Origin of the sequence: Actinomycetospora callitridis (assembly GCF_028737265.1) — a bacterium.
Classification (GTDB): Bacteria; Actinomycetota; Actinomycetes; order Mycobacteriales; family Pseudonocardiaceae; genus Actinomycetospora; species Actinomycetospora callitridis.
Genome location: NZ_JAQZAK010000003.1, coordinates 246078 through 268193 on the forward strand (window position 1 = coordinate 246078; position 22116 = coordinate 268193).

Below are 22116 nucleotides of genomic sequence, written 5' to 3' on the forward strand. Positions count from 1 at the left end.
GGATGTGCTCTACTGATCGCGATGGACGCGCGAGCCGCGGGGACGGAGCCGGCGGTGACGGAGCTGGCGGGGCCGGTGGACCAGGAGCCCGTCGTCGGGTTCCCGCCGCTGAGCACCCGGGCGCGCAAGCGCGAGGAGCGTCGCGACCGGGTCTACGAGGCCGCGATCGGCCTGTTCGTGGAGCAGGGCTTCGACGCGACGTCGATGGAGGACATCGCCGCCCGTGCGGGTCTCGCCCGCGCCACGGTGTTCAACCACTTCGCCCGCAAGGGACTCTTCCTCGAGGAGTGGGCGCTGCGGCGACGCCAGCGTGCGGCGCGGGCGACGGGCCGGTTCGACCCGTCGGTGCTGCCGCTGCGCGAGGTCCTCGAGCGGTACTTCGCGGCGCTCGCGGCGGTGAACCTCGAGACGAGGACCGAGACCAAGGCGATGATGCCGGCGTCGCTGAAGAGCACCGACGTGTTCCTCGACCACGTCCTGGCCAAGGACCTCGCCGCGCTCGTGGAGGCGAGCGGGGCGGCACTGCGCCCGCCGTCGGACCCGGCGCGGGTCGGACGGCTCCTGGCGCTCGGCTACTACTCGGCCGTCGTCCGGTGGATCGACGCCGAGCCCGCCCCGTTCCGGCTGGACGAGGAGCTGTCCGCCGTGCTGGAGGCGGTGCTCCGGGGCGCGCTGAACTCAGCCTGAGGGCGTCGCGTCCTGGGGCGCCGGGTCGGACGGCCGGCGGCCGAGGACCTCGGTGAAGTAGGTCTCGAGGTCGGTCGGCTGCCCGGCGGCGTCGAGACGCGGGTGCTCACGGCGCCCGGCGGCCGCGTCGTCGACGGCGTCCTCGACCAGCGCCCACTCCTCGGAGCCGACGACGAGGTAGCCCCTCAGCGAGCCGTGCCACGGTCGGCGCCACTGCAGGTAGGTCAGGTCGGTGCCGTCGATCTCCTGGACCTCGACCCGGTTGCCGAGCCACGACATGTCACTCATGGGGTTCTCCCTCCACGGGCTCACGGGAAGGGAGCGTCGTCGATCCCGCTTTCCGTGCTCCAGGGTTTACCCACTCGGCCCTGGGCGACAGTCGTGACGACGGTTAGGTCGCTCACGCAAACTCCGTCAGCGCGTGTCGAGCACCAGGTAGCCCTCGGCGAGGCGGTCCTCACCGAAGCCCGCGGCCTTGGCCTGCACCCGGCCCCACGCCCACATGCGTCCCCGCAGGTCCTCCATGTGCGCGGTCTGGCTCTTGTGCGCGCGCAGGGCCTCGACCTTGCGCTCGAAGGCGTCAGTGGTGTCGACGTAGTGGTCGGCGCCCTCGCCCATGTGTGAGATCCACACCTCCGACACGGTGTGGGCGTCGAGCCCTTCCTCGGCCAGGAGCTCCGGGTGGGCGAACTGGTTGCGGGCGTCGGGGTAGACCGCGCACATCGCGGCCTCGCCGACGGCGGTGTGGTCGGGGTGGCTGCCGTACATGGATCGCAGGTTGCGCGTCGGCGACTGCGTGACGACCCGGTCCGGCCGGACCTTGCGGATCACCCGCGTGAGATCGCGACGCAGCTCGTGGGTGACGTAGATGCGACCGTCGGGCCAGCCGAGGAAGTGCAGGTCGCTCACGCCGAGGATCTCGGCCGCCGCGCCCTGCTCGTCGCGCCGCAGGGTGGCCATGTCGGGGCGGCTGATGCCCTCGTCGAACCCACCGGCGTCGCCGTCGGTGACGAGGCAGTACTCGACGCGGTGTCCCTCGCCCGTCCAGGTGGCGACGGACCCGCCGCTGCCGAAGTCGATGTCGTCGGGGTGGGCGACGATCATCAGGATCGTCAGCGCCTCGGCGGGATCGGGCTGCTCGGGCTCCACCCCGATCAACCTACCCGTCCGGCTCGGCGAGTCGCCGGTAGAGCGGGCGGAGCACCTCGCGGGCGTCGACCCCGTCCACGTCGAGCGGCGGCAGCTCGTCCAGCAGGGCCTCCGGATCGGGCCGGAGACGGGCCGTGCGCTCGGGCGGTGCGGGCACCGGGACGCCCGGGCCGTGGAACCGGTCGAGGAGGTCCTCGAGGGCCGTCGGCGTGCCCGCGCCCGCGTCCCGGCGGTCGCGCAGCGCCGCGAGCAGGGTCGCCCGGTCGCGCCCGCGCCAGCGCAGCAGCGCGAACGGGTCGACGTCGAACTCCTCGGCCGCCAGGTAGGCGACGGCGGCGAGGTGCTTGCACGGCACCGACCAGTCGGGGCACGAGCAGTCCATCGGCAGCTCGCCGGAACCCTGCGGGAAGAGCGAGAGGCCCACGCCGGCGAGGACGGCCTCGAGGTCGTCGGGCACCTCGCCGGCGAGCAGGGCCGCGGCGTACCAGGAGTCGGCGGCCAGCGCGTCGAGCACGGCCTCCCAGGCCTCGTCGGCGAAGGGTCGCAGCGCGATGCGGGCGCGGTAGGGCTCGTCGCGGCTGCCCTGCACGGTCGCGGTGATCGCGCCGGGCTCGATCGCGAGGTCGACGACCTGACCGGCGCGGGCGTAGGTCTTGCCACGGTCGAGGCGCCCGCCCACGCCCAGCTGCGTCAGCACGGCGAGGAAGCGCCCCGACCACCAGGACTCCCCGATCGCGCCCCGGCGGCTGCGGGCCACCAGGCCGTCCTCGACGGGCTTGCGCTTGCCGTACTCGGCGTAGCTCTCGGGGAAGCGCTCCGAGAACCGCGGCCCGGAGCGCGTCTCACGCACCATCGTCGTCGTCCTCCTCCCCCGGCTCGGGCTCGTCGGGCTCCGCGTCCAGGCTCAGCACCTTCGCGAGGTCGTCGGTGGACAGGTCGGCCAGCCAGTCCTCGCCGTCGCGCACCGCGAGGTCGGCCAGCGCGCGCTTGCCGGCGACGAGGTCGTCGATGCGTTCCTCCAGCGTCCCCGCGGTGACGAGCTTGCGGACGCCGACGGTGCGCTTCTGCCCGATGCGGTAGGCCCGGTCGGTGGCCTGGTCCTCGACGGCGGGGTTCCACCAGCGGTCGAGGTGCACGACGTGCTGGGCGGCGGTGAGCGTGATCCCGGTGCCGCCGGCGCGCAGGGAGAGCAGGAACAACGACGGGCCCTCCTCGGACTGGAACCGCTCCACCATCGTGTCGCGAGCCTTCCGGCTCACCCCGCCGTGCAGCCACGCCACCTCGGTGTCGAAGCGGGCGGCCAGGTGCGGGGCGAGCATGTCCCCGAACGCCGCGTACTGCGTGAACAGCAGCGCCTTGTCCCCGGCGGCGAGGACCTCGGCGAGGATCTCCTCGAGGCGCGCGATCTTCCCCGACCGCCGTCCGATCGGGGAGCCGTCGTGCAGCAGCAGCGCGGGGTGGTTGCAGACCTGCTTGAGCTTGGTCATCGCCGCGAGCACCCGGCCGCGGCGCTCGATGCCCGGCTTCACGTCGTCGATCGTGTCGAGCATCTGGTCGACGACGACGCGGTAGAGCGAGGCCTGCTCGCCGGTCAGGCCGCAGCGTTCGATGGTCTCGATCTTGTCCGGCAGGTCGTCGACGACGGTCGGGTCGGTCTTGAGCCTGCGCAGCAGGAACGGTCGCGTGCGCCGGCGCAGGTCCTCGGCGACGTCGGTGCGGCCGTGGCGCTCGACGGGGACGGCGTAGCGCTCGCGGAACGCCGAGGCGGTGCCGAGCATGCCGGGGTTGACCGCGTCCATGATCGACCACAGCTCGGCGAGCCGGTTCTCGACGGGCGTGCCCGTGAGCGCGAGGCGGTGCTCGGCGTCGAGGCGGCGGACGGCCTTCGCGCCGCGCGAGCGGTTGTTCTTGACCATCTGGGCCTCGTCGAGCACGACACGGTGCCAGGCGACCCCGGCGAGGGCCTCGGAGTCGCGCACGAGCGTGCCGTAGGAGGTGACGACGAGGTCGGCGTCGGCGGCCGCCGCGGCGGGGTCGGTGCGCCCGGCGCCGTGGTGCACGGCCACGCGCAGGTCGGGGACGAAGCGCTCGGCCTCCCGGCGCCAGGTGGAGACCACCGAGGTGGGGCAGACGAGCAGGGTGGGGCCGGGTGCGTCGTCGATGCCGCGCTCGTGGCTCTCCAGGGCCAGGACCTGCAGCGTCTTGCCCAGGCCCATGTCGTCGGCGAGGACGCCGCCGAGGCCCAGGCGGGCGAGGAACGCGAGCCACGAGAGCCCGCGGCGCTGGTAGGGCCGCAGGGTGGCGTGCACGCCGGGCGGGTCGTCGAGCGGCTCGAGGGACGAGCCGCCCGCGAGGAGGTCGCCGAGCGCCCCGTCGAGGCGCAGCTCCTCCACCGGCAGCGGGGCGGGGACGTCGTCGGGGTGGGTGACGGCGAGGTGCAGGACGTCGCCGACGCTCGGGTGGTCGCGTCGCTCGGCGAGGAAGGCGAGGCCGTCGCGCAGGCGGTCGGGGTCGACGGCGACCCAGCGCCCCCGCAGGCGCACCAGCGGCGCCTTCGCCCGCACGAGGGCGTCCATCTCGTCGTCCGAGAGGGCCTCGCCGTCGACCGCGAGGCGCCAGGAGAAGTCGACGAGGTCGTCGCGGCGCAGCCGGGCGCTGGTGGTGACGACACCCTCGGGGCCCTCCGCCTGCCCGGCACCGACGAGCCCGAGACGCGCCGGCCCGCCGCGCCAGCCCGCGGGCAGCAGGACCCCGAAGCCGGCGCGGTCGAGGTCGGCGGCGACGTGGGCGAGGAAGTGGTGGGCGCCGGCGAGGTCGAGGTCCATGCCGGTGGGCCGCGGGGTGCGCAGCGCGTCGCCGATCTCGGGGTAGACGCGCGCGGCACGGCCGAGCTCGCCGAGCAGCAGGTCGGCGGGGTCGTCGAGCCAGCGGCGCAGGGCGGTGGGGTCGCGCCACACGGTGTCGGCGTCGACGGTGAGGCTGGGGTCCTGGGCCGACTGCAGGGCGAAGGTCAGCCGGAACACCGGCTCGGGATCCTCGACGGCGTGCCCGAGGTGGTCGACCACCACCTCGTCGAGCCGGAACGACGCCCGCGCCGGGCCGGCGTGCGGCGCGCCGACGACGGCCCAGCGACGCAGGCCGGCGAGCAGCGAGGCGGGCGGGGACGTCGCGCCCAGCACGGGCTCGGCGCCCAGCGCGTGCGCCCAGTCCGGGGCCGACGCCAGCTCCTCGGTGCCCGTGATCCGGGCGCGCGCATGGGCGTCGACGGCCGCGGCGAGGGCGGCCTCGACGACGGCGGCCGCGGTCGGCGGGTCCTCGCCGGGCACGCGCTCGCACCGGCACACCGGGGGCAGCGCGGCGGCGAGGGTGTCCGCGGCGACGAGGTCGGGGCCCTGGAGCACGGGGTGCCAGACGAGGCCGTGCCCGTCGCCCGCCTCGTCCGGGGCGGGCAGCACGCGACCCCGGGCGATCAGGTCGGTGGCGAGCGCGTCGACGGCCCGCAGTGCCGCCACCGAGGGGCTCGCCCGGGTGCCGGCGGGGGCGACCGGCGGCGCCGCGCCGGGCGGGAGCTCGAGGACCGGGACCGACCAGTCGGCCAGGACCGGGCCGCCGGGGCCGCCGGCGTGGTCCCGCGGTTCCTCGCGCTCGAGGTCGTCGGAGTCGCGCGGGGCGTCGGGGTCCGAGGGCAGGGCGAGCACCGCGACGCCGGCCGTCGCCGCGCCGCCGGTGCCCCACACCGCCGCCAGGCGCTCGGCCGGCACCGCGAAGGGGTGCGGGCGCGCACCGCGGCGCGCCCGGCTCGTGGTGCGCACCGGCCGCTCGGGGTCCTCGGCCCACAGACAGACGCCGCGCCCGGGCGACCACAGGGCGTGCAGCGCGAGCACGCCGTCGGTCACACCTGCACGGAGCCGTCGACGACGCGGACGGGGACCTCGGTGAGCCCGGTGGCGGCGGGTCCCTTGCGCAGCGCGCCGGTGGCGCCGTCGAACTGGCTGAAGTGGTTCGGGCAGGTGATGACGCCGTTCTGGGGCGGGTCGACCGTGGTGCCCTGGTGCGGGCAGGAGGCGTCGAAGCCCTTGACCGTCCCGGCCGTGGGCTGGACGAGCAGGATCGTCTGCTCGCCCTTCGTGACGATCGTGCCGCCGCCCACCGGGACCTGGGCCAGCGGCGTGCCGCCGCCGGCCGTCGTCGGCCGGGGTGCCGCCTGTGTCGGGGTGCCGGGCTGGAACTCCCCGGCGTCCGAGGAGCACGCGGCCAGCGCGCCCGGCGCCGCGAGGGCGGCGGCGAGCCCGCAGAGGACCGTGCGGCGGTTGGGACCGGTGGTGGTGGACACCGAGACCTCCATGATCGTGGTGGTCCGTCCAGTCTGCCCGCCGCCCCCGTCACCGCCGGGTGAGGCCCTCCGTGAGTGATGTTCACGGCTATAGCCGGGAATTCCACTCACGGAGGGAGTCAGGGGGTCGGCTCGTCGGGGAGGGCGAGGAGGCCCTCGACGACGTCCTCGAGCGTCGGGCCGGCGACGTGCGGGCGGGCGACGGCGTCGGGGATCCGGCCCTCCAGGCGCTCGCAGAACCCGCCGAGCAGGCCGGCGGCGATCGCGCCGTGCACGTCCCAGGAGTGGACGGCGACGAGGGCGGTGCGGGCGGGCGCGGTCGCGATCCGGTCGCACGCCCAGTGGTAGACCGCCGGCGGCGGCTTGAACTGCTTGAGCTCCGCGCAGGACATGACGTCGGTGAACAGGTCGCGGACGCCGCCGGCCTCCAGCGCGGCGCCGGCGACCTCGGCCGAGCCGTGCGTGAACCCGTAGGCGGGCACCCCGGCCTCGCCCAGGCGACGCAGGGCGGGCGCGACGTCGGGGTGCACGGGCAGCTCGCGGAACCCGTCGAGCACCGAGGCGACCTGGTCGTCGGTGAGGTCGCGCCCGCTCGTGCGCCGCAGCATGTCGGCGGCGACGGTGGCGAACGGCGGCGCCTCGCCGGCGAGCGTCATCGCCATCCCCTGGTGCAGGAGGCGGGCGAAGAACAGCCACACCTCGTCCTCGGGACGGCCGAGCGCGGCGAAGCGCGGGCGCAGGCCCTCGAGCTGCAGGCATGTCTCGAAAAGGTCGAAGAGCACGACCTGGGGACGGCGGGCGGGTGCGGTCATGTGAGCTCCTCCAGCACGCGGCGGGGCCAGGCGGGGCCGCCGTAGACGAAGCCGGTGTAGGCCTGGACCAGCGTGGCGCCGGCGTCGAGACGGGCGCGGGCCTCGGCGCCCGAGTCGATCCCGCCGACCGAGACGAGGGTCAGTCGGTCCCCCACGCGCTCCCGCAGGCGCGCGAGCACCGCCCGCGCGGGCTCCACCAGCGGCGCGCCCGACAGCCCGCCGGAGCCCGCGGCGCTGACGACGTCGGGCGGCGAGGCCAGGCCGGCGCGCGCGACCGTCGTGTTGGTCGCGACGATCCCGTCGAGGCCCTGGGCCACCGCGAGGTCGGCGACGGCGTCGACCCCGTCGTCGTCCAGGTCGGCGGTGATCTTCACGAGCAGCGGCGTCGCGCCGACCTCCGAGCGCACGGCCGCGAGCAGCGGCTCGAGGGCGTCGACGCCCTGCAGGTCGCGCAGGCCCGGGGTGTTCGGGGAGCTGACGTTGACCACCACGTAGTCGGCGTGCGGACCGAGGACCCGCGCGGAGTACCGGTAGTCGGCGACGGCGTCGGTCGCGGTCTTGGAGCGCCCGATGTTGACCCCGACCACGGCCCCGGCGCCCCGCGCGCGCACGGCGGCCAGGCGGGCGGCGACGACGTCGGCGCCGGCGTTGTTGAAGCCCATCCGGTTGACCAGCGCCCGGTCGGCGGGCAGCCGGAAGAGCCGCGGCCGCGGGTTCCCGGGCTGCGGGCGGGCGGTCACCGTGCCGACCTCCACCGCCCCGAACCCCAGCCGTGCGAGCCCGCGCACGCCCTCGGCGTCCTTGTCGTAGCCCGCCGCGACCCCGAGCGGGTTGGCGAACTCGAGCCCCATGGCTTCGACCGGCGCGCCCGGACGACCCGCCTCGCCGAGCAGCGGCGTCGCCGCCCGCAGCGCCGTGACCCCGACCCGGTGGGTCAGCTCGGCGGGCACCCGGGTCGCGACGTGGCGGAAGAGCAGGTCGTACGGGTTCATGCGCCCGCGGCGTCCGCTCCGGCCCGGCGGTACTGCGCGTGCAGCCGGCGCAGGGCCGTCACGCCGCGCGCCGCGTGGCCCCGGTCGACGGCCTGGAGCGCCGAGATCGTCAGGTACTCGTCGTCGGGCAGGTCGAGACGGGCGAACTGGGCGCCGTCGGGGAAGCTCACCGCGACGACGTCCGACCACGGCACCCGGCGGGTGAGGATCGTCGCGCGCACCTCGACCCCGCCCGGCCCGGCCCGCAGCCGCGGGCGGGTGAACAGCAGGGCGCAGCCGGCGAGGATCGTGCCGAGCACGACCATCGCGATCTGGTCGGCGGGGCGGAAGTTGAAGCCCGACGACTCGACGAACACCAGCAGCGCGCCCACGCCGAAGAACGCGAACAGGAACACGGCCATCGCCCAGGCCACCCAGCGGATGCGCACGGGCCGGACCTCGAGCTCGACCTCGCCGATGTCGGCCGGCTCGACGGGCGCGGTCACGACGCCAGCCCGCGCAGCGTCAGCGCCGCGTCCAGCGCCGCGACGGTGGCCTCGAACCCCTTGTCCTCGGTCGAGGTCGGCGTGCCCGCGCGCTCCCAGGCCTGCTCCTCGGTGTTGACGGTGAGGACGCCGTTGCCCACCGGGGTGCGGGCGTCGAGCCCCACCCGGAGCAGGCCCGCGGTGACGGTGTCGCAGACGTAGTCGAAGTGCGGCGTCGCGCCGCGGATGACGACGCCCAGCCCGACGACGGCGTCGTGGCCGTCGGCGAGGCCCTGGCAGACGACCGGGAGCTCCATCGCGCCGGCGACGTGCACGACGGTCGGCTCGGCCACCCCGGACTTCGCCGCGGCGTCGCGGGCCCGCTCGAGCAGGACGTCGGTGATCGCCGAGTTCCAGCGCGTCACGGCGATGCCCAGGCGCAGGCCGGAGGCGTCGGGGACGGAGGCGTCGGGACGACCGGTGCCGCTCACGAGCGCCCACCCACCGCCGGCCGGTCGGTGTCGGCCGGCTGCGCCACGACACCGTCCTCCTCGCTGTCGAGGCCCTCGAGGTCGTGGCCCATGCGGTCGCGCTTGGTGCGCAGGTAGCGCAGGTTCTCGGGCGTCGTGCGGGAGGGCAGCGAGACGCGGCCGAGGATCTGCAGGCCGTAGCCCTCGAGCCCGGCGCGCTTCTCGGGGTTGTTGGTCAGCAGCCGCATGCTCTTGATGCCCAGGTCGGCGAGGATCTGGGCGCCGGTGCCGTAGTCGCGGGCGTCGGCGGGCATGCCGAGCGCGAGGTTGGCGTCGACGGTGTCCGCCCCGGCGTCCTGGAGCTGGTAGGCCTGCAGCTTGTGGATCAGGCCGATCCCCCGGCCCTCGTGGCCGCGCACGTAGAGCACGACCCCGCGGCCCTCGGCCACCACCGCGGCCATGGCGGCGTCGAGCTGGGGACCGCAGTCGCAGCGCCGCGAGCGCAGGACGTCGCCGGTGAGGCACTCGGAGTGCACGCGGACCAGGACGTCCTCGCCGTCGCCGAGGTCGCCGTGCACGAGGGCGACGTGCTCGATGCCGTCGAGCAGCGAGTCGTAGCCGTAGGCGACGAACTCGCCGTGGTCGGTGGGGATGTTGGCGTGCGCGACCTGCACGACCTGCTTCTCCGACCGGCGCCGGTAGGCGATCAGGTCCTTGATCGTGATGAGCGAGAGCTCGTGCTCGTCGGCGAAGACCTGGAGCTCGTCGAACCGCGCCATGTCGCCGTCGTCCTTCTGCGAGACGATCTCGCAGATCGCGCCGGCGGGCTCCAGCCCCGCCAGGCGCGCCAGGTCGACCGCGGCCTCGGTGTGCCCGGGCCGGCGCAGGACGCCGCCGTCACGGGCGCGCAGCGGCACGAGGTGCCCGGGGCGCGCGAGGTCGGTGGGCCCGGACTCCGGGTTCGCCAGCACGCGGATGGTGTGCGCGCGGTCGATGCCCGAGATGCCGGTGCCGATGCCCTCGCGGGCGTCCACGGACACGGTGTAGGCGGTGCCGTGGCGGTCCTGGTTGATCGAGTGGGCCGGAGGGAGGTCCAGCCGGTCGCACGCCTCGCCCGTCAGCGGGACGCAGATGTAGCCCGAGGTGTAGCGCACCATGAACGACACGAGCTCCGGCGTGGCGTGCTGCGCCGCGAAGACGAGGTCGCCCTCGTTCTCGCGGTCCTCGTCGTCGACGACGACGACGGCCTTGCCCGCGGCGATGTCGGCGATCGCCCGCTCGATGTGCTCGAAGCCGTCCACGAACTCCTACTTCCCCTGCGATGTACCGGCCTGGAATCCCACGAGCCGCTCCACGTACTTGGCGACCACGTCGACCTCGAGGTTGACCGTGGAGCCCACGGTGCGCTCCCCCAGGGTCGTCTCCCGCAGCGTGGTCGGGATGAGCCCGACGGCGAACGAGTCGTCGTCGACCTCGGTCACGGTGAGGCTCACGCCGTCCACGGCGATCGAGCCCTTCTCGACGATGTAGCGGGTGAGGCCCGGTCCGCCACCCTCCTGGGCCGCGACCCGGAACCGCAGCGTCGTCCACTGCGCGTGCTCGGTGCGCTCGACGACGGTGGCCGTGCCGTCGACGTGGCCCTGCATGATGTGCCCGCCCAGGCGGTCGCCCGCGGCCACGGCGCGCTCGAGGTTGACGCGCGTCCCGGCCGTCGCGCCCGCCAGGCTGGAGCGGCGCAGCGTCTCGCCCATGACGTCGACGCCGAACTCGTCCGAGGTCGGCTCGGTGACCGTGAGACACACGCCGTTGACGGCGATGGAGTCGCCGGGGCGGGCGTCGGAGATCACCAGGGGGCCGCGCACGCGCAGGCGCGCCGCGTCGTCCTGTCCGACGACGCCGACGATCTCGCCGATCTCCTCGACGATCCCCGTGAACACTGCGGTCTCCTCGCTGACTGGTCCGGACGACGCTGCCCGCCCGCCATCATCCTCACGACGTCGTCACCCGGCAGCACCACCGTGGTGACTCCTCTCTCACCCCTCGTCGAGGTGATCGGACGCCGCGACGGCCTGCGCCCGCAGGGCGGCGACCGCGCGGCCCGGGTCCTCGGCGCCGTAGACCGCCGACCCTGCGACGAAGCAGTCGACGCCCGCCTCCGCGGCCTGCTCGATCGTGCTCGCGCTGATCCCGCCGTCGATCTCCACGAGGACGGTCAGGTGCCCGGTGTCGACCAGGCGCCGCGCCGTACGCACCTTGTCGAGCACCTCGGGCATGAAGCTCTGCCCGCCGAAGCCGGGCTCCACGCTCATGACGAGCAGGGTGTCGAAGTCGCGCAGGACCTCGACCCAGTCCTCGAGCGGGGTGCCGGGCTTGATCGACAGCCCGGCCAGGGCGCCCGCCGCCCGGATGTCGCGCGCGCACCCCCGGGGGTCGTGCGCGGCCTCCGCGTGCACGGTGACGTTGCGCGACCCGGCCTCGGCGTACCCGGGGGCCCACCGATCCGGGTTGTTGATCATCAGGTGGCAGTCGAGCGGGATGGCGGTCGACCGTTCCAGCGCCTCGACCACGGGCAGCCCGAGGGTCAGGTTGGGCACGAAGTGCCCGTCCATCACGTCGACGTGCAGCCAGTCCGCACCCGGGACCGCGGCCGCCTCCTCCGCGAGCCGCGCGAAGTCGGCGGAGAGGATGCTCGGGGCGATCATCGGGATGCGGGACACGTGACGGATGGTAGTGGCCCCGACGACGGTCACGGCGTCAGGCGGTCAGGAGCCCGGCGACCTGCCATCCGCCCACCCCGAGCCCGAGCACCCGGCGGAACGGGTTCACTCCGCGGACCAGCTCGTCGAGCCCCCAGACGAGCAACGCGCCCCGTCCGACGAGGACCAGCGCCTCCGCGGTGGCGGGGTCGGGGACCACGAGGCGGGCCACCAGGGCGAGCAGGAAGACCACCAGCGCGGGGTTCGGCCACTGCCCGACCACCCACGGCGCCGAGCCCGGCCCGCCCCGCGTGCGGTCGGCGAGCCACCAGTCGAGGACCGGTCTCACCGCTTGCGCAGGACCGCGGCGTACATCGCGTCGGTGCCGTGGCGGTGCGGCCACAGCTGGAGGCCCGGCGCGCCGTCCGGCAGCGCCGTGTCCGGCACCTCCGGCAGCAGCCCCGGGGTGTCGAGCACCTCGGCCCCGGTCTCCGCCGCGACCGCGGCGACGACGGCGGCGGTCTCGTCGGGGTGCGGCGAACACGTCGCGTAGGTGACGACGCCGCCGGGACGCGTGCGCTCGAGGCCGGCGCGCAGGAGCTCGCGCTGCAGCGCCGTGAGCTCGGCGACGTCGTCGGGCTGCCGGCGCCACCGGGCCTCGGGACGCCGGCGCAGCGCGCCGAGACCCGTGCACGGGGCGTCGACGAGCACGCGGTCGTAGGCGGTCTCGGGCAGCGCGAGCTCCCGGGCGTCGCCGGTGTGGACCCGCACCGGCAGGCCCTCGGTCGCCTGCTCGACGAGCCGCGCACGGTGCGGGGCACGGTCGACGGCGTCGAGGGTGCCGCCCTCGATCGCGACGAGCGCCCCGAGCATCACGGCCTTGCCGCCCGGCCCCGCGCACAGGTCGAGCCAGCGGGTGTCCTCCCCGTCCACCGGCGCACGGGTCGCCAGGAGCGCGACGAGCTGGCTGCCCTCGTCCTGGACCACGGCCAGGCCCTCGCGGACCGGGGCCAGGTCCCCGGGGTCGCCGCCCTCGGTGAGCAGGACGCCGTAGGGCGAGTAGGGCGACTCCTCGCCGCCGGTGATCGCGGCGAGCTCCTCGGCGGAGATCTCCCCGGGACGGGCGGCGAGGTGCACGGCGGGGCGGGTGTCGTCGGCGGCGAGGGCGGCGGCCAGCTCCTCCTCACCTCCCAGGGCGCGCGCGAAGACCTCGGCGATCCACCGCGGGTGCGCGTGGGTGAAGGCGAGCCGCCCCAGGTCGTCCGACGGCGCGAGCCGCTCGACCCACGCGGCCTCGTCGTGCTCGGCGACCTTGCGCAGCACGGCGTTGACGAAGCCCGTGGGCCGCGACCCGGCCCGGGCGCGCACCAGCTCCACGGCCGCGCCCACCGCGGCGTGCGGGGGGATGCGGGTGCGCAGCAGCTGCTGGGTGCCCAGCCGCAGGGTGTCGAGGACGACGCCGTCGAGCCCGTCGAGGGGGCGGTCGACGCAGGCACCGATCACGGCGTCGAGCAGGCCCTGGGCCCGGCAGGCGCCGTAGGCGAGCTCGGTGGCCAGCGCCGCGTCCCGCCCGGAGATCCGGCGCTCGCGCAGCAGGGAGGGCAGGACGAGGTTCGCGTAGGCGGCGTCCTCGCGCACGGCGCGCAGCGTGTCGAGGGCGGCCTCGCGGGCGGGGTCGCCGGTGGGCGGGCGGTTGGGGCCCTGGCGGCCACGGGGCGGCCCGCTGCGGCGCTTGTCGTCCCGCTTGCGGGGCCCGCGGCCCGAGCGGTGCCCACCGGGCGGGACGGAGCTGTCGGTCATCGTGAGCCCGTCGCTTCGCTCGCCCCTGTGATGTACCCCGTCGCTTCGCTCGCCTCTGTGATGTACCCCGTCGCTTCGCTCGCCTCTGTGATGTACCCCGTCGCTTCGCTCGCCTCTGTGACGACGTACCCGGTCACTCGAACCGCTCCCCGGTCTCGGGACGCACGCCGCGCGCCCAGTCCACGGCGGCCATGGGGCGCTTGCCGCCGGGCTGGACGTCGCCGAGCGCGACGGCGGCGCCGGCCGTCCCGACGAGGACGCGGCCGCGCTCCACGCGGATCGCGCCGGGGTCGAGCCCGCCCTCGCCGGTGGTCAGCACGGGGCCCAGTTTGAGCCGGGCCTCGCGGAACGTCGTCCACGCCCCCGGTGCGGGCGTCACCGCGCGCACCAGACGGTCGACGGCGGGCGCGGGGTGGGTCCAGACGACGCGGGCGTCGTCGACGGTCACCTTGGGGGCGTAGGAGACGCCGTCGGCAGGCTGGGGCACCGGCGACAGCGTGCCGTCGGCGATGCCGTCGAGGGTGTGCTCGAGCAGGACCGCGCCCGACTCGGCGAGGCGGGCGAGCAGCGCGCCCGCGGTGTCGTGGCGCCCGATCTCCTCGGTGACCGTCCCGTAGACCGGCCCGGTGTCCATGCCCTCCTCGAGCGCGAACGTGCTCGCGCCGGTGACCTCGTCGCCGGCGCGGATCGCGGCCTGCACCGGCGCGGCACCCCGCCAGGCCGGGAGCAGGGAGAAGTGCAGGTTCACCCAGCCGTGCACGGGGATGTCGAGGGCCTCGCGGCGCAGCAGGTTGCCGTAGGCCACCACGGGGCAGCAGTCGGGCGCGAGCGCGCGCAGCTGCTCGAGGAACGCGGGCTCGGAGGCCTTCGCCGGGGTCAGGACCGGGATTCCGGCCTCGTCGCCCAGGGCGCCGACGGGGCTGCGCTGCGGCTGCTTCGACCGCCCGACCGGGGCGTCCGGGCGCGTCACGACGGCGACGACCTCGTGCCGGGCGCTCGCGAGCAGACCGCGCAGGGCGGGCAGGGCGGGCTCGGGGGTGCCCGCGAAGACGATGCGCACGTCTCAGGTGGCCCGGCCGAAGAGCGGGTGCGGGCTCGTCTTCACCGTCGGCGGCGCCGCCAGGTCGAACCACGGCGCCCGGCGGATCTCGGCCATCGCCTCGCGTCGCGTCTCGGGGTCGAGCTTGTCGAGGAAGAGCACCCCGTCGAGGTGGTCGGTCTCGTGCTGGATCGCCCGGGCGACCAGCGCGGTGCCCTCGACGGTCTGCGGCTCGCCGTGGAGGTCCCAGCCGGAGGCGACGACGTGCTCGAAGCGGCGGCAGTCGAAGCGCAGCCCGGGGATGGACAGGCAGCCCTCGGGGCCGAACTGCTCGGTGTCGTCGGCGGCGTTCCACGTCGGGTTGACCATGTGGCCCTCGACCCCGTCGGCACGGAAGACGAACACGCGCAGCCCGACGCCGATCTGCGGGGCGGCCAGCCCGGCGCCGCCCTCCTCGCGCATCGTCTCGTGCAGATCCGCGACGAGGGTGCGCAGCTCGCGGTCGAAGTCGACGACGGGCTCGGCCTTCGTGCGCAGGATGGGGTCGCCGAACAGGCGCAGGGGCTGGGCGGTCATCGGTCCTCTCTCGGGGCGTCGACCGTCCAGTCTAGGGAGTCTCGGCGGTCAGGGCTTCCAGTCGGGGTCGCGACCGATGAACCCCAGCAGGCGGGTCTGCGCGTCGGCGTCGTCGGGCACCGGCACCCGCACGCCGAACTGCCCGGAACCACGCAGGACCTCCTCCATCTGTTCCATGCCCTCGACGACCGGGCCGGTGACGGCGGGGTCGAGGCGGTCGTCCTGGCCGGTCGCGCGGGCCAGGTCCCAGGTGTGCATGAAGATGTCGGTGGTGTAGATCCGGTCCACCATCACCCCGAGCTCCATCGTGCCCATGTGCGGGTTCTCGATCGTCCGCCCGGCACTCTCCGGGTCGTCGAGGAGGGCCTGGATCGCCGCCGCGTGGGCGTCCCAGGCGCCGACCGGGTCGTCGGCCGGGTCGGGACCCGGCGGCAGCGTCACGCCGGCCCCGTGCAGGAAGCCGGCGGACCACGTCGTCAGGTGGCCGACGACGTCGCGCGCGGTCCACTCCGGCACCGGCGTCGGCACGTCCCAGTCGGCGACGCCGTGGACCCGGTCGGTGAAGACCGCGGCGATGGCGCGGTGGCGGTCGGCGGGCGTCTCGGTGGTCATGGTGCCTCCTCGTGTTCAACCTATCGGTTGAACAATGGCAGGCGCGGCTCGGGTCTACAAGGGGTCGAGCGGGTCGAGCAGCACGCGGACGGGCTCGCGCTCCTTGCGCGCCGAGCGCACGGCCTGGGCGGCGTGCAGCTCGCGGGCCAGCGTGCGGCCCTCGGTGCGGGGCACGCGGACGAGGCAGCGCTCGGCGCCCTCGGTGCGCTCCTCGGCGCCCGGGAGCTTCGTGCCCGGCGGCAGCTCGACCGGGCCCAGCACCTCGACGTCGTCGGGCAGGGCCGCGAGCAGGTCGGCCACCGCGGGGGGCGGGCCGTCGACCGCGGCCAGGCGCATCGCCGGCGGCAGGGACAGCTCGGTGCGCGAGGCGAGCTCGGTGGCGGCGTGCCCGACCGGGTCCCAGCGCACGAGCGCCTGGACCGCGGCGGTCGAGGACTCGGCGATCACGACCACCCGCCCGCCCTCGGACGCCGGGCGCACGAGGGCCGCCGCGCCGAACCAGCGTCGCAGCGTCTCCTCCCCCGCCCGCAGCTCGGGCCGGGCGAGCAGCACGGCGCCGTCGAGCAGCAGCGCCGCCCCGTAGCCGCCGTCGGCGATCGGCTCGGCACCCGGCGTCGCGACGACCAGGGCCGGGCCGCCGGGCACGGTGTCGAGCACCGTCGCCCCGCCGCCGGAGCTGCGCACCACGGTCTGTGGGAAGGCGCGGCCCAGCTCCTCGGCGGTGCGGGCCGAGCCGACGGCCAGCGCGCGCAGCTGGGGCGAGCCGCAGGCGCCGCAGCGGTAGGCGGCGTCGGGCGTGCCGCACCAGCGGCACGTCGGCACCCCGTCGGCACCCGCCGGCAGCGCCATCGGACCCGCGCACCGACGGCAGCGCGCGGGCTCGCGGCAGCGGGCGCAGGCCACGGCGGGCAGGTAACCGCGGCGCGGGACCTGGACGAGGACGGGTGCGCCCGCGCCCAGGGCCGCCCGGGCCGCCTCGAACGCCACGCCCGGCATGCGGGCCGCCCGCGACGCGGGGTCGCGCAGCAGCTGGCGGTCGTCCTCGCCGATCGAGGTGACCCGGGGCCCGCGCGCGCGGACGGTGGCACGGTCGGCGACGACGTCGTGGGCCCAGCCGCTCGCGACGAGCAGGGCGGCCTCGGCGGTGCGCGCGAACCCGGCGACGAGCAGCGCCGCGCCGTCGAGGTGTGCGCGGGTCATGGCGACGTCGCGGGCGTGGGGGTAGGGCGCGCGGGGCTCGGCGAGCGTGTCGTCGCCGTCGTCCCACACCGCGATCAGGCCCGGGTCGACGACCGGGGCGAACGCGGCGGCGCGGGTGCCGACGACGATGCGCACCTGCCCGCGCGCCACGGCCAGCCAGCGCCGGTAGCGCTCGGCGGGCCCGAGGTCGGCGGCGAGGGCGACGACGGCGTCCGCGCCCGCCACGGCCTCGCAGGCGGCCTGGACGCGGTCGAGGTCGCGCCGGTCGGGCACCACGAGCACGGCGCCCCGCCCGGCGGTGGCCGTGGTGGCGGCGGCCTCGGCGAGACGGGCCGGCCAGTCCTCGCCCGGCAGGGCCTGCCAGACGGCGTGCGCGGGCCGGTGCGCCGCGAGGGCCTCGAGGAGCGCCGGCCCGCGGGGGTAGGCGCCCCAGCCGTGCTGCTCCGGGGCCTCCGGGGCCGGGCGCTCCGCCGGCGTCTCCGCCTCGACCCGCGCGTGACGTGGCGGCACCGCGAGGCGCAGGACGTCGGCGAGCGTCCCGGCGTAGCGGTCGGCGACGGCCCGGCAGAGGCCGGCGAGCTCGGGGCCCAGGACCGGCTCCGGGGAGACGACCTTCTCCAGCCAGCCCAGGCGGCCGGTGTGCTCGCTGGTGTCCTCCCGCGCGAGCACGAAGCCGTCGACCAGCCGCCCGGCGAATCGCACCCGCACCCGCGCGCCGGGGACCGCCTGGTCGGCGAGCTGCTCGGGCACCTGGTAGTCGAACGGTCGGTCGAGGTGCGCGAGGTTGACGTCCACGGCCACCTGGGCCACCGGGCGCTCGGCGGCGGGCAGGCGCTCGTTGCGCAGGGGCTTGCGGGGCTTCTTCTCCGGCTTCTCCGGCTTCTCCGGCTTCTCCGGCTTCTCCGGCTTCTCCGGCTTCTCCGGCTTCTCCGGCTTCTCCGGGGGTGCGGGCTCGGGCGGGCGCTCGGGCGCGGCGAACAGCGCGTCGCCCGCCTCACCCACCGTCACGACCTCACGTCTACCAGACGCTCCCGACCGGGCTCGCGGGGTCCGTCTGCCTGGGGGCCACGCTGGCGTTCAACGTCAGGAAGTCCACCATGTCGACGAGGAGTCGAGTCGTCGCCCGGCTCAAAGGTGATCACCCGAGCGGGATCGAGATGGTGGCTCTTCTGACGTTCAACGTCAGCGTGGCCCCCAGGCTGGCAACCCCGACACGCACGCCGGCCCGGCACCTCGAGGTGCGAGGTGCCGGGCCGGCGTGGGTCTGGCGCGCGAGGATGCGGAAATACTCGCGTTCAGTGCAAGCGAGGACGCAGGGCTTGCACCGGGAGGTGCCGTCCTACGTCGCGATCGACTTCAGGGCGTCGGCGCGGTCGGTGCGCTCCCACGGGAGGTCGAGGTCGTCGCGGCCGAAGTGGCCGTACGCCGCGGTCGGCTGGTAGATCGGGCGCAGCAGCTGCAGGTCGCGCACGATCGCGCCGGGGCGCAGGTCGAAGACCTCGTGGATGGCCTTCTCGATCTTGGCCGGGTCCACCTGGGCGGTCCCGAAGGTCTCGACGAACACGCCCACGGGCTCGGCCTTGCCGATCGCGTACGCGATCTGCACCTCGACGCGCTTGGCCAGGCCGGCGGCCACGATGTTCTTGGCCACCCAGCGCATGGCGTACGCCGCGGAGCGGTCGACCTTCGACGGGTCCTTGCCCGAGAAGGCGCCGCCGCCGTGGCGGGCGTAGCCGCCGTAGGTGTCGACGATGATCTTGCGCCCGGTCAGGCCGGCGTCGCCCATCGGGCCGCCGGTGACGAAGCGGCCGGTCGGGTTGACCAGCACGCGGGTGTTCGAGGAGTCGAGGTCGATCCCCTCGAGCACCGGGTTGATGACCTTGGACTTGATGTCCGGGGTCAGCAGGTTGTCCAGGTCGATGTCGGCCGCGTGCTGCGTCGACAGGACCACGGTCTCCACGCCGACGGGCTTGTCGTCGTCGTAGGCGATGGTGACCTGGGTCTTACCGTCCGGGCGCAGGTAGGGCAGCGTGCCGTCGCGACGGACCGCGGTGAGCTTGCGCGCGAGCCGGTGCGCCAGCCCGATGGGCAGCGGCATGAGCTCGGGGGTGTCGGCGTCGGCGTAGCCGAACATCAGGCCCTGGTCGCCCGCGCCCTGTCGCGCGATCTCGTCCTCGGAGCCCTCGACGCGGGTCTCGTAGCCCTCGTCGACACCCTGCGCGATGTCCTTCGACTGGGCGCCGATGGAGATCGACACACCGCAGCTCTCGCCGTCGAAGCCCTTGGCCGACGAGTCGTAGCCGATGTCGAGGATGGTCTTGCGGACGATGTCCACGTAGTTGACCTGGGCGTTGGTGGTCACCTCGCCGGCAACGTGCACCTGGCCCGTGGTGACCATCGTCTCGACCGCGACGCGGCTCTTCGGGTCCTGCGCCAGCAGAGCGTCCAGGATGCCGTCGCTGACGGCGTCACAGATCTTGTCCGGGTGGCCTTCGGTGACGGATTCGCTGGTGAACAAACGCCTAGCGGGCACAATCTCTCCCTGCCTCGACAATGGGACCCGTCCACACTAACGGCAACCCCGGGAATCACGAGGCCCCTGACCAGGCTGAATGCCAACCGTGTCACAGAGCGGTTGTGTTCAACGACGAATCGTGAGAATGCGCCGATCAGTCGAACGCGTCAGGGCAACCGCTCGGCGACGGCGTCCCACACGCGCGCGGCCAGTGCTGCCTTCGAGCCCATCGGCAGGCTCAGCGACGATCCGTCGGCACCCAGCAGCCAGCCCTCGTTGTCCTCGACCTCGAAGGCACGCCCGGCCCCCACGGCGTTGACGACGAGAAGGTCACACCCCTTGCGCTCGAGCTTCGCGCGCCCGTAGTCGAGGACGCTGCCGCCGTCGTCGCCGGTCTCGGCCGCGAACCCGACGACGAGCCGGCGCGGGACGTCCTCGGTGACCAGTTCGCGCAGGATGTCGGGGTTGAACTCGAGCGGGATCGAGGGGGCGTCCTGCCCCTTCTTGATCTTGCCGACGGACGTCGACGCGGGCCGGAAGTCGGAGACCGCGGCGGCCATCACGACCACGTCCGCGGCCTTGGCGGCGTCCAGCACGGCGTCGCGCATCTCGCGGGTGGTCTGCACGCGACGGAGCTCGACGCCGGCGGGCGGGTCGAGGTCGGCGACCGTGCCGGCCACCAGGGTCACGTCGGCGCCGCGCTGGGCCGCGACGCGGGCCAGCGCGTAGCCCTGGCGCCCCGACGACCGGTTGCCGAGCGTGCGCACGGGGTCGAGCGGCTCCGCGGTGCCGCCGGCGGAGACGACCACGCGGCGGCCCTCGAGATCACGCGGCAGGGGGAACGGCATGCCGCCGTCATCGATCCCCCACTCGAGCAGCAGCCGGGCGAACTCGGCGATCTCGGGCGGCTCGGGCAGTCGGCCGCGCCCGGTGTCGGCGCCGGTCAGGCGCCCGGACGCGGGCTCGAGGACGACGGTGCCCCGCCGGCGCAGGGTGGCGACGTTGTCGACGGTCGCCGGGTGCTCCCACATCTCGGTGTGCATCGCGGGGACCGCGAGCACCGGGCACCGCGCGGTGAGCAGCGTGGTGGTGAGCATGTCGTCGGCGCGCCCCTGGGCCATGCGGGCGAGCAGGTCGGCCGTCGCGGGGACGAGCACGACGAGGTCGGCACGCCGCCCCAGGGCGACGTGCTCGACCTCGGGCACGTTCTCGAACACGCCGGTCAGCACGGGCCGGCCCGAGAGCGCCTCGAACGTGGCCGCGCCGATGAACTCGAGCGCGGACCGCGTCGCGACGACCTGGACGTGGTTCCCGGCCTCGCGCAGGCGCCGGAGCACCTCGCAGGACTTGTAGGCGGCGATGCCGCCCGAGACCCCGAGAACGATCTCCCGGGGCCGGGTGGACTCCTCGGTCACTCGCCCTCGGTGTGCTCGAGCAGGCCGGCGTGGATCTCGCGCATGGCCACCGACAGCGGCTTCTCGCGCGGGCCGGGCTCGACGAGCGGGCCCACGTACTCGAGGAGACCCTCGCCCAGCTGGGCGTAGTAGTCGTTGATCTGGCGGGCGCGCTTGGCCGCGTAGATGACCAGCGCGTACTTCGAGCTCACCGTCTCCAGCAGCTCATCGATCGGAGGGTTGGTGATGCCCTCCGGCCCCTCGATGATGCCGGATCGTCCGATGGGAATGCTCACTCGCTCGCTCCTGCGGGGGTGGCGCCGGACTCAAGACCGGTCCGGCGGGTCGGTGCGGTCCCCCGACCTGCACGGCTGACAGGAGGACCGGCGCTCAACTCTACCAACCGGTGCGCGGTCTCCCCGACGTCGTGGTTCACCACGGTCACGTCGAACTCGCTGCTCGCGGCCAGTTCCTCGCGTGCGGTCGCCAGACGGCGGTCGACGACCTCCGTCGCCTCGGTGCCGCGACCGATCAGCCGGCCGACCAGCACCTCCCACGATGGGGGTTCGAGGAAGACGAACAGCGCATCGGGGCGCTGCTCGCGCACGGCACGGGCCCCGGCGAGATCCAGCTCGAGCAGGACCGGTTCGCCCCGCGCGAGGTGCTCGTCCACCGGAGCCCGTGGCGTGCCCGAACGGTGCATGCCGCGGTGGATCTCCGCCCACTCGAGCAGCTCGCCCTCGGCGATCATGCGGTCGAATTCCTCGGCCGTGACGAAGTGGTAGTCACGACCGTCGACCTCACCGGGGCGCGGGGCTCGGGTGGTCGCCGAGACGCTGAACCACAGCGGCGCGCCGATCCGTCGCAGTTCCGCGACGACCGTGCTCTTGCCGACCCCCGACGGCCCGGCCAGCACCAGCAGCCGGCCGGGCCCGTGCGTCGGGGGTGGGGTCACCGGCTCACTCGCCGGAGAACTCGTCGAGCAGGGCCTTGCGCTGCCGATCGCCCAGACCGCGCAGGCGACGGCTGGGTGCGATCTCCAGGCGCTCCATGATCTGCTGGGCGCGCACCTTGCCCACGCCCGGCATGGCCTCGAGCAACGCCGAGACCTTCATCTTGCCGAGCACCTCGTCCGAGTCGGCCTGCTCGAGCACCTCGGAGAGGCTGGTGCCTCCACGCTTGAGGCGCTCTTTGAGCTCGGCCCGGGCACGGCGAGCGGCGGCGGCCTTCTCGAGCGCCGCGGCCCGCTGCTCCTCGGTCAGCTCGGGTAATGCCACGTTCTCCTCCGAAGGTCGTGACGACGGGCTCCGGTCGGTGCGACCGGCCTCCCGTGGTGGCGTATTGGCTTGCCCAGTGATGGCGAACGTACCCCCCGCG

At 75.0% G+C, this 22116-nt stretch carries 24 protein-coding genes; 1 reads left to right on the forward strand and 23 read right to left on the reverse strand.

Annotation, left to right across the window (positions count from 1 at the left end; translation table 11 throughout):
• The first annotated feature begins 54 nt into the window (after window positions 1-54).
• Entirely contained in the window at window positions 55-687 is a 633-nt protein-coding gene (locus tag PH191_RS12565; protein ID WP_274194938.1) for a TetR/AcrR family transcriptional regulator, read from the forward strand.
• Here the strand turns inward: PH191_RS12565 and PH191_RS12570 are convergent.
• The 23 genes from PH191_RS12570 to mihF form a co-directional block, all read right to left on the reverse strand.
• Window positions 679-975, reverse strand: coding sequence for a hypothetical protein (locus tag PH191_RS12570; protein WP_274194939.1), 297 nt, complete (start codon window positions 973-975; stop codon window positions 679-681). The two genes, PH191_RS12565 and PH191_RS12570, sit on opposite strands and share 9 nt — an antisense overlap.
• A 126-nt stretch (window positions 976-1101) precedes the next feature.
• Window positions 1102-1836: a PIG-L deacetylase family protein gene (locus tag PH191_RS12575; protein WP_274194940.1), complete on the reverse strand. Its 735-nt coding sequence runs from the start codon at window positions 1834-1836 to the stop codon at window positions 1102-1104.
• A 10-nt stretch (window positions 1837-1846) separates the two neighbouring features.
• Entirely contained in the window at window positions 1847-2689 is an 843-nt protein-coding gene (locus PH191_RS12580) for an SWIM zinc finger family protein (RefSeq protein ID WP_274194941.1), read from the reverse strand.
• Entirely contained in the window at window positions 2679-5732 is a 3054-nt protein-coding gene (locus PH191_RS12585) for a DEAD/DEAH box helicase (protein WP_274194942.1), read from the reverse strand. The genes PH191_RS12580 and PH191_RS12585 overlap by 11 nt, the downstream gene beginning before the upstream one ends.
• On the reverse strand, window positions 5729-6169 hold the full coding sequence (locus PH191_RS12590; protein ID WP_274194943.1) for a Rieske (2Fe-2S) protein: 441 nt from the start codon (window positions 6167-6169) through the stop codon (window positions 5729-5731). Before PH191_RS12590 ends, PH191_RS12585 begins: the two co-directional genes overlap by 4 nt.
• 119 nt (window positions 6170-6288) lie before the next feature.
• Window positions 6289-6981 carry an HAD family hydrolase gene (locus PH191_RS12595; protein ID WP_274194944.1) on the reverse strand — a complete coding sequence of 231 codons (693 nt, stop codon included), beginning with the start codon at window positions 6979-6981 and terminating at the stop codon, window positions 6289-6291.
• Window positions 6978-7973, reverse strand: coding sequence for a quinone-dependent dihydroorotate dehydrogenase (locus PH191_RS12600; protein WP_274194945.1), 996 nt, complete (start codon window positions 7971-7973; stop codon window positions 6978-6980). The genes PH191_RS12595 and PH191_RS12600 overlap by 4 nt, the downstream gene beginning before the upstream one ends.
• On the reverse strand, window positions 7970-8458 hold the full coding sequence (locus tag PH191_RS12605; protein ID WP_274194946.1) for a PH domain-containing protein: 489 nt from the start codon (window positions 8456-8458) through the stop codon (window positions 7970-7972). Before PH191_RS12605 ends, PH191_RS12600 begins: the two co-directional genes overlap by 4 nt.
• Window positions 8455-8928 carry a 6,7-dimethyl-8-ribityllumazine synthase gene (ribH, locus tag PH191_RS12610; protein WP_274194947.1) on the reverse strand — a complete coding sequence of 158 codons (474 nt, stop codon included), beginning with the start codon at window positions 8926-8928 and terminating at the stop codon, window positions 8455-8457. The genes PH191_RS12605 and ribH overlap by 4 nt, the downstream gene beginning before the upstream one ends.
• Window positions 8925-10208 carry a bifunctional 3,4-dihydroxy-2-butanone-4-phosphate synthase/GTP cyclohydrolase II gene (locus tag PH191_RS12615; protein ID WP_274194948.1) on the reverse strand — a complete coding sequence of 428 codons (1284 nt, stop codon included), beginning with the start codon at window positions 10206-10208 and terminating at the stop codon, window positions 8925-8927. The genes ribH and PH191_RS12615 overlap by 4 nt, the downstream gene beginning before the upstream one ends.
• Window positions 10209-10214: 6 nt before the next feature.
• Entirely contained in the window at window positions 10215-10844 is a 630-nt protein-coding gene (locus tag PH191_RS12620; protein ID WP_274194949.1) for a riboflavin synthase, read from the reverse strand.
• A 96-nt stretch (window positions 10845-10940) separates the two neighbouring features.
• Window positions 10941-11609, reverse strand: coding sequence for a ribulose-phosphate 3-epimerase (gene rpe / locus PH191_RS12625; protein ID WP_274195287.1), 669 nt, complete (start codon window positions 11607-11609; stop codon window positions 10941-10943).
• A 52-nt stretch (window positions 11610-11661) separates the two neighbouring features.
• Entirely contained in the window at window positions 11662-11952 is a 291-nt protein-coding gene (locus PH191_RS12630) for a hypothetical protein (RefSeq protein WP_274194950.1), read from the reverse strand.
• Window positions 11949-13403: an RsmB/NOP family class I SAM-dependent RNA methyltransferase gene (locus tag PH191_RS12635; protein WP_274194951.1), complete on the reverse strand. Its 1455-nt coding sequence runs from the start codon at window positions 13401-13403 to the stop codon at window positions 11949-11951. The genes PH191_RS12630 and PH191_RS12635 overlap by 4 nt, the downstream gene beginning before the upstream one ends.
• A 133-nt stretch (window positions 13404-13536) precedes the next feature.
• Window positions 13537-14463 carry a methionyl-tRNA formyltransferase gene (gene fmt / locus PH191_RS12640; protein ID WP_274194952.1) on the reverse strand — a complete coding sequence of 309 codons (927 nt, stop codon included), beginning with the start codon at window positions 14461-14463 and terminating at the stop codon, window positions 13537-13539.
• Between the two features lie 3 nt (window positions 14464-14466).
• Window positions 14467-15018, reverse strand: coding sequence for a peptide deformylase (gene def, locus PH191_RS12645; RefSeq protein WP_274194953.1), 552 nt, complete (start codon window positions 15016-15018; stop codon window positions 14467-14469).
• Window positions 15019-15066: 48 nt separating this feature from the next.
• Window positions 15067-15630, reverse strand: a complete 564-nt coding sequence (locus tag PH191_RS12650) for a TIGR03086 family metal-binding protein (RefSeq protein WP_274194954.1) — start codon at window positions 15628-15630, stop codon at window positions 15067-15069.
• Between the two features lie 54 nt (window positions 15631-15684).
• Window positions 15685-17838 (reverse strand): primosomal protein N', encoded by a 2154-nt coding sequence (locus PH191_RS12655; protein WP_420791801.1) that lies wholly within the window; start codon window positions 17836-17838, stop codon window positions 15685-15687.
• 331 nt (window positions 17839-18169) lie between these two features.
• On the reverse strand, window positions 18170-19366 hold the full coding sequence (gene metK / locus PH191_RS12660; protein ID WP_274195289.1) for a methionine adenosyltransferase: 1197 nt from the start codon (window positions 19364-19366) through the stop codon (window positions 18170-18172).
• A 146-nt stretch (window positions 19367-19512) separates the two neighbouring features.
• Window positions 19513-20760 (reverse strand): bifunctional phosphopantothenoylcysteine decarboxylase/phosphopantothenate--cysteine ligase CoaBC, encoded by a 1248-nt coding sequence (gene coaBC, locus PH191_RS12665; RefSeq protein ID WP_274194955.1) that lies wholly within the window; start codon window positions 20758-20760, stop codon window positions 19513-19515.
• Window positions 20757-21035, reverse strand: a complete 279-nt coding sequence (gene rpoZ, locus PH191_RS12670; protein WP_274186726.1) for a DNA-directed RNA polymerase subunit omega — start codon at window positions 21033-21035, stop codon at window positions 20757-20759. Before rpoZ ends, coaBC begins: the two co-directional genes overlap by 4 nt.
• Window positions 21032-21694, reverse strand: a complete 663-nt coding sequence (gmk, locus tag PH191_RS12675) for a guanylate kinase (RefSeq protein ID WP_274194956.1) — start codon at window positions 21692-21694, stop codon at window positions 21032-21034. The genes rpoZ and gmk overlap by 4 nt, the downstream gene beginning before the upstream one ends.
• Window positions 21695-21698: 4 nt before the next feature.
• Entirely contained in the window at window positions 21699-22016 is a 318-nt protein-coding gene (gene mihF / locus PH191_RS12680; RefSeq protein ID WP_274194957.1) for an integration host factor, actinobacterial type, read from the reverse strand.
• Between the last annotated feature and the right edge of the window lie 100 nt (window positions 22017-22116).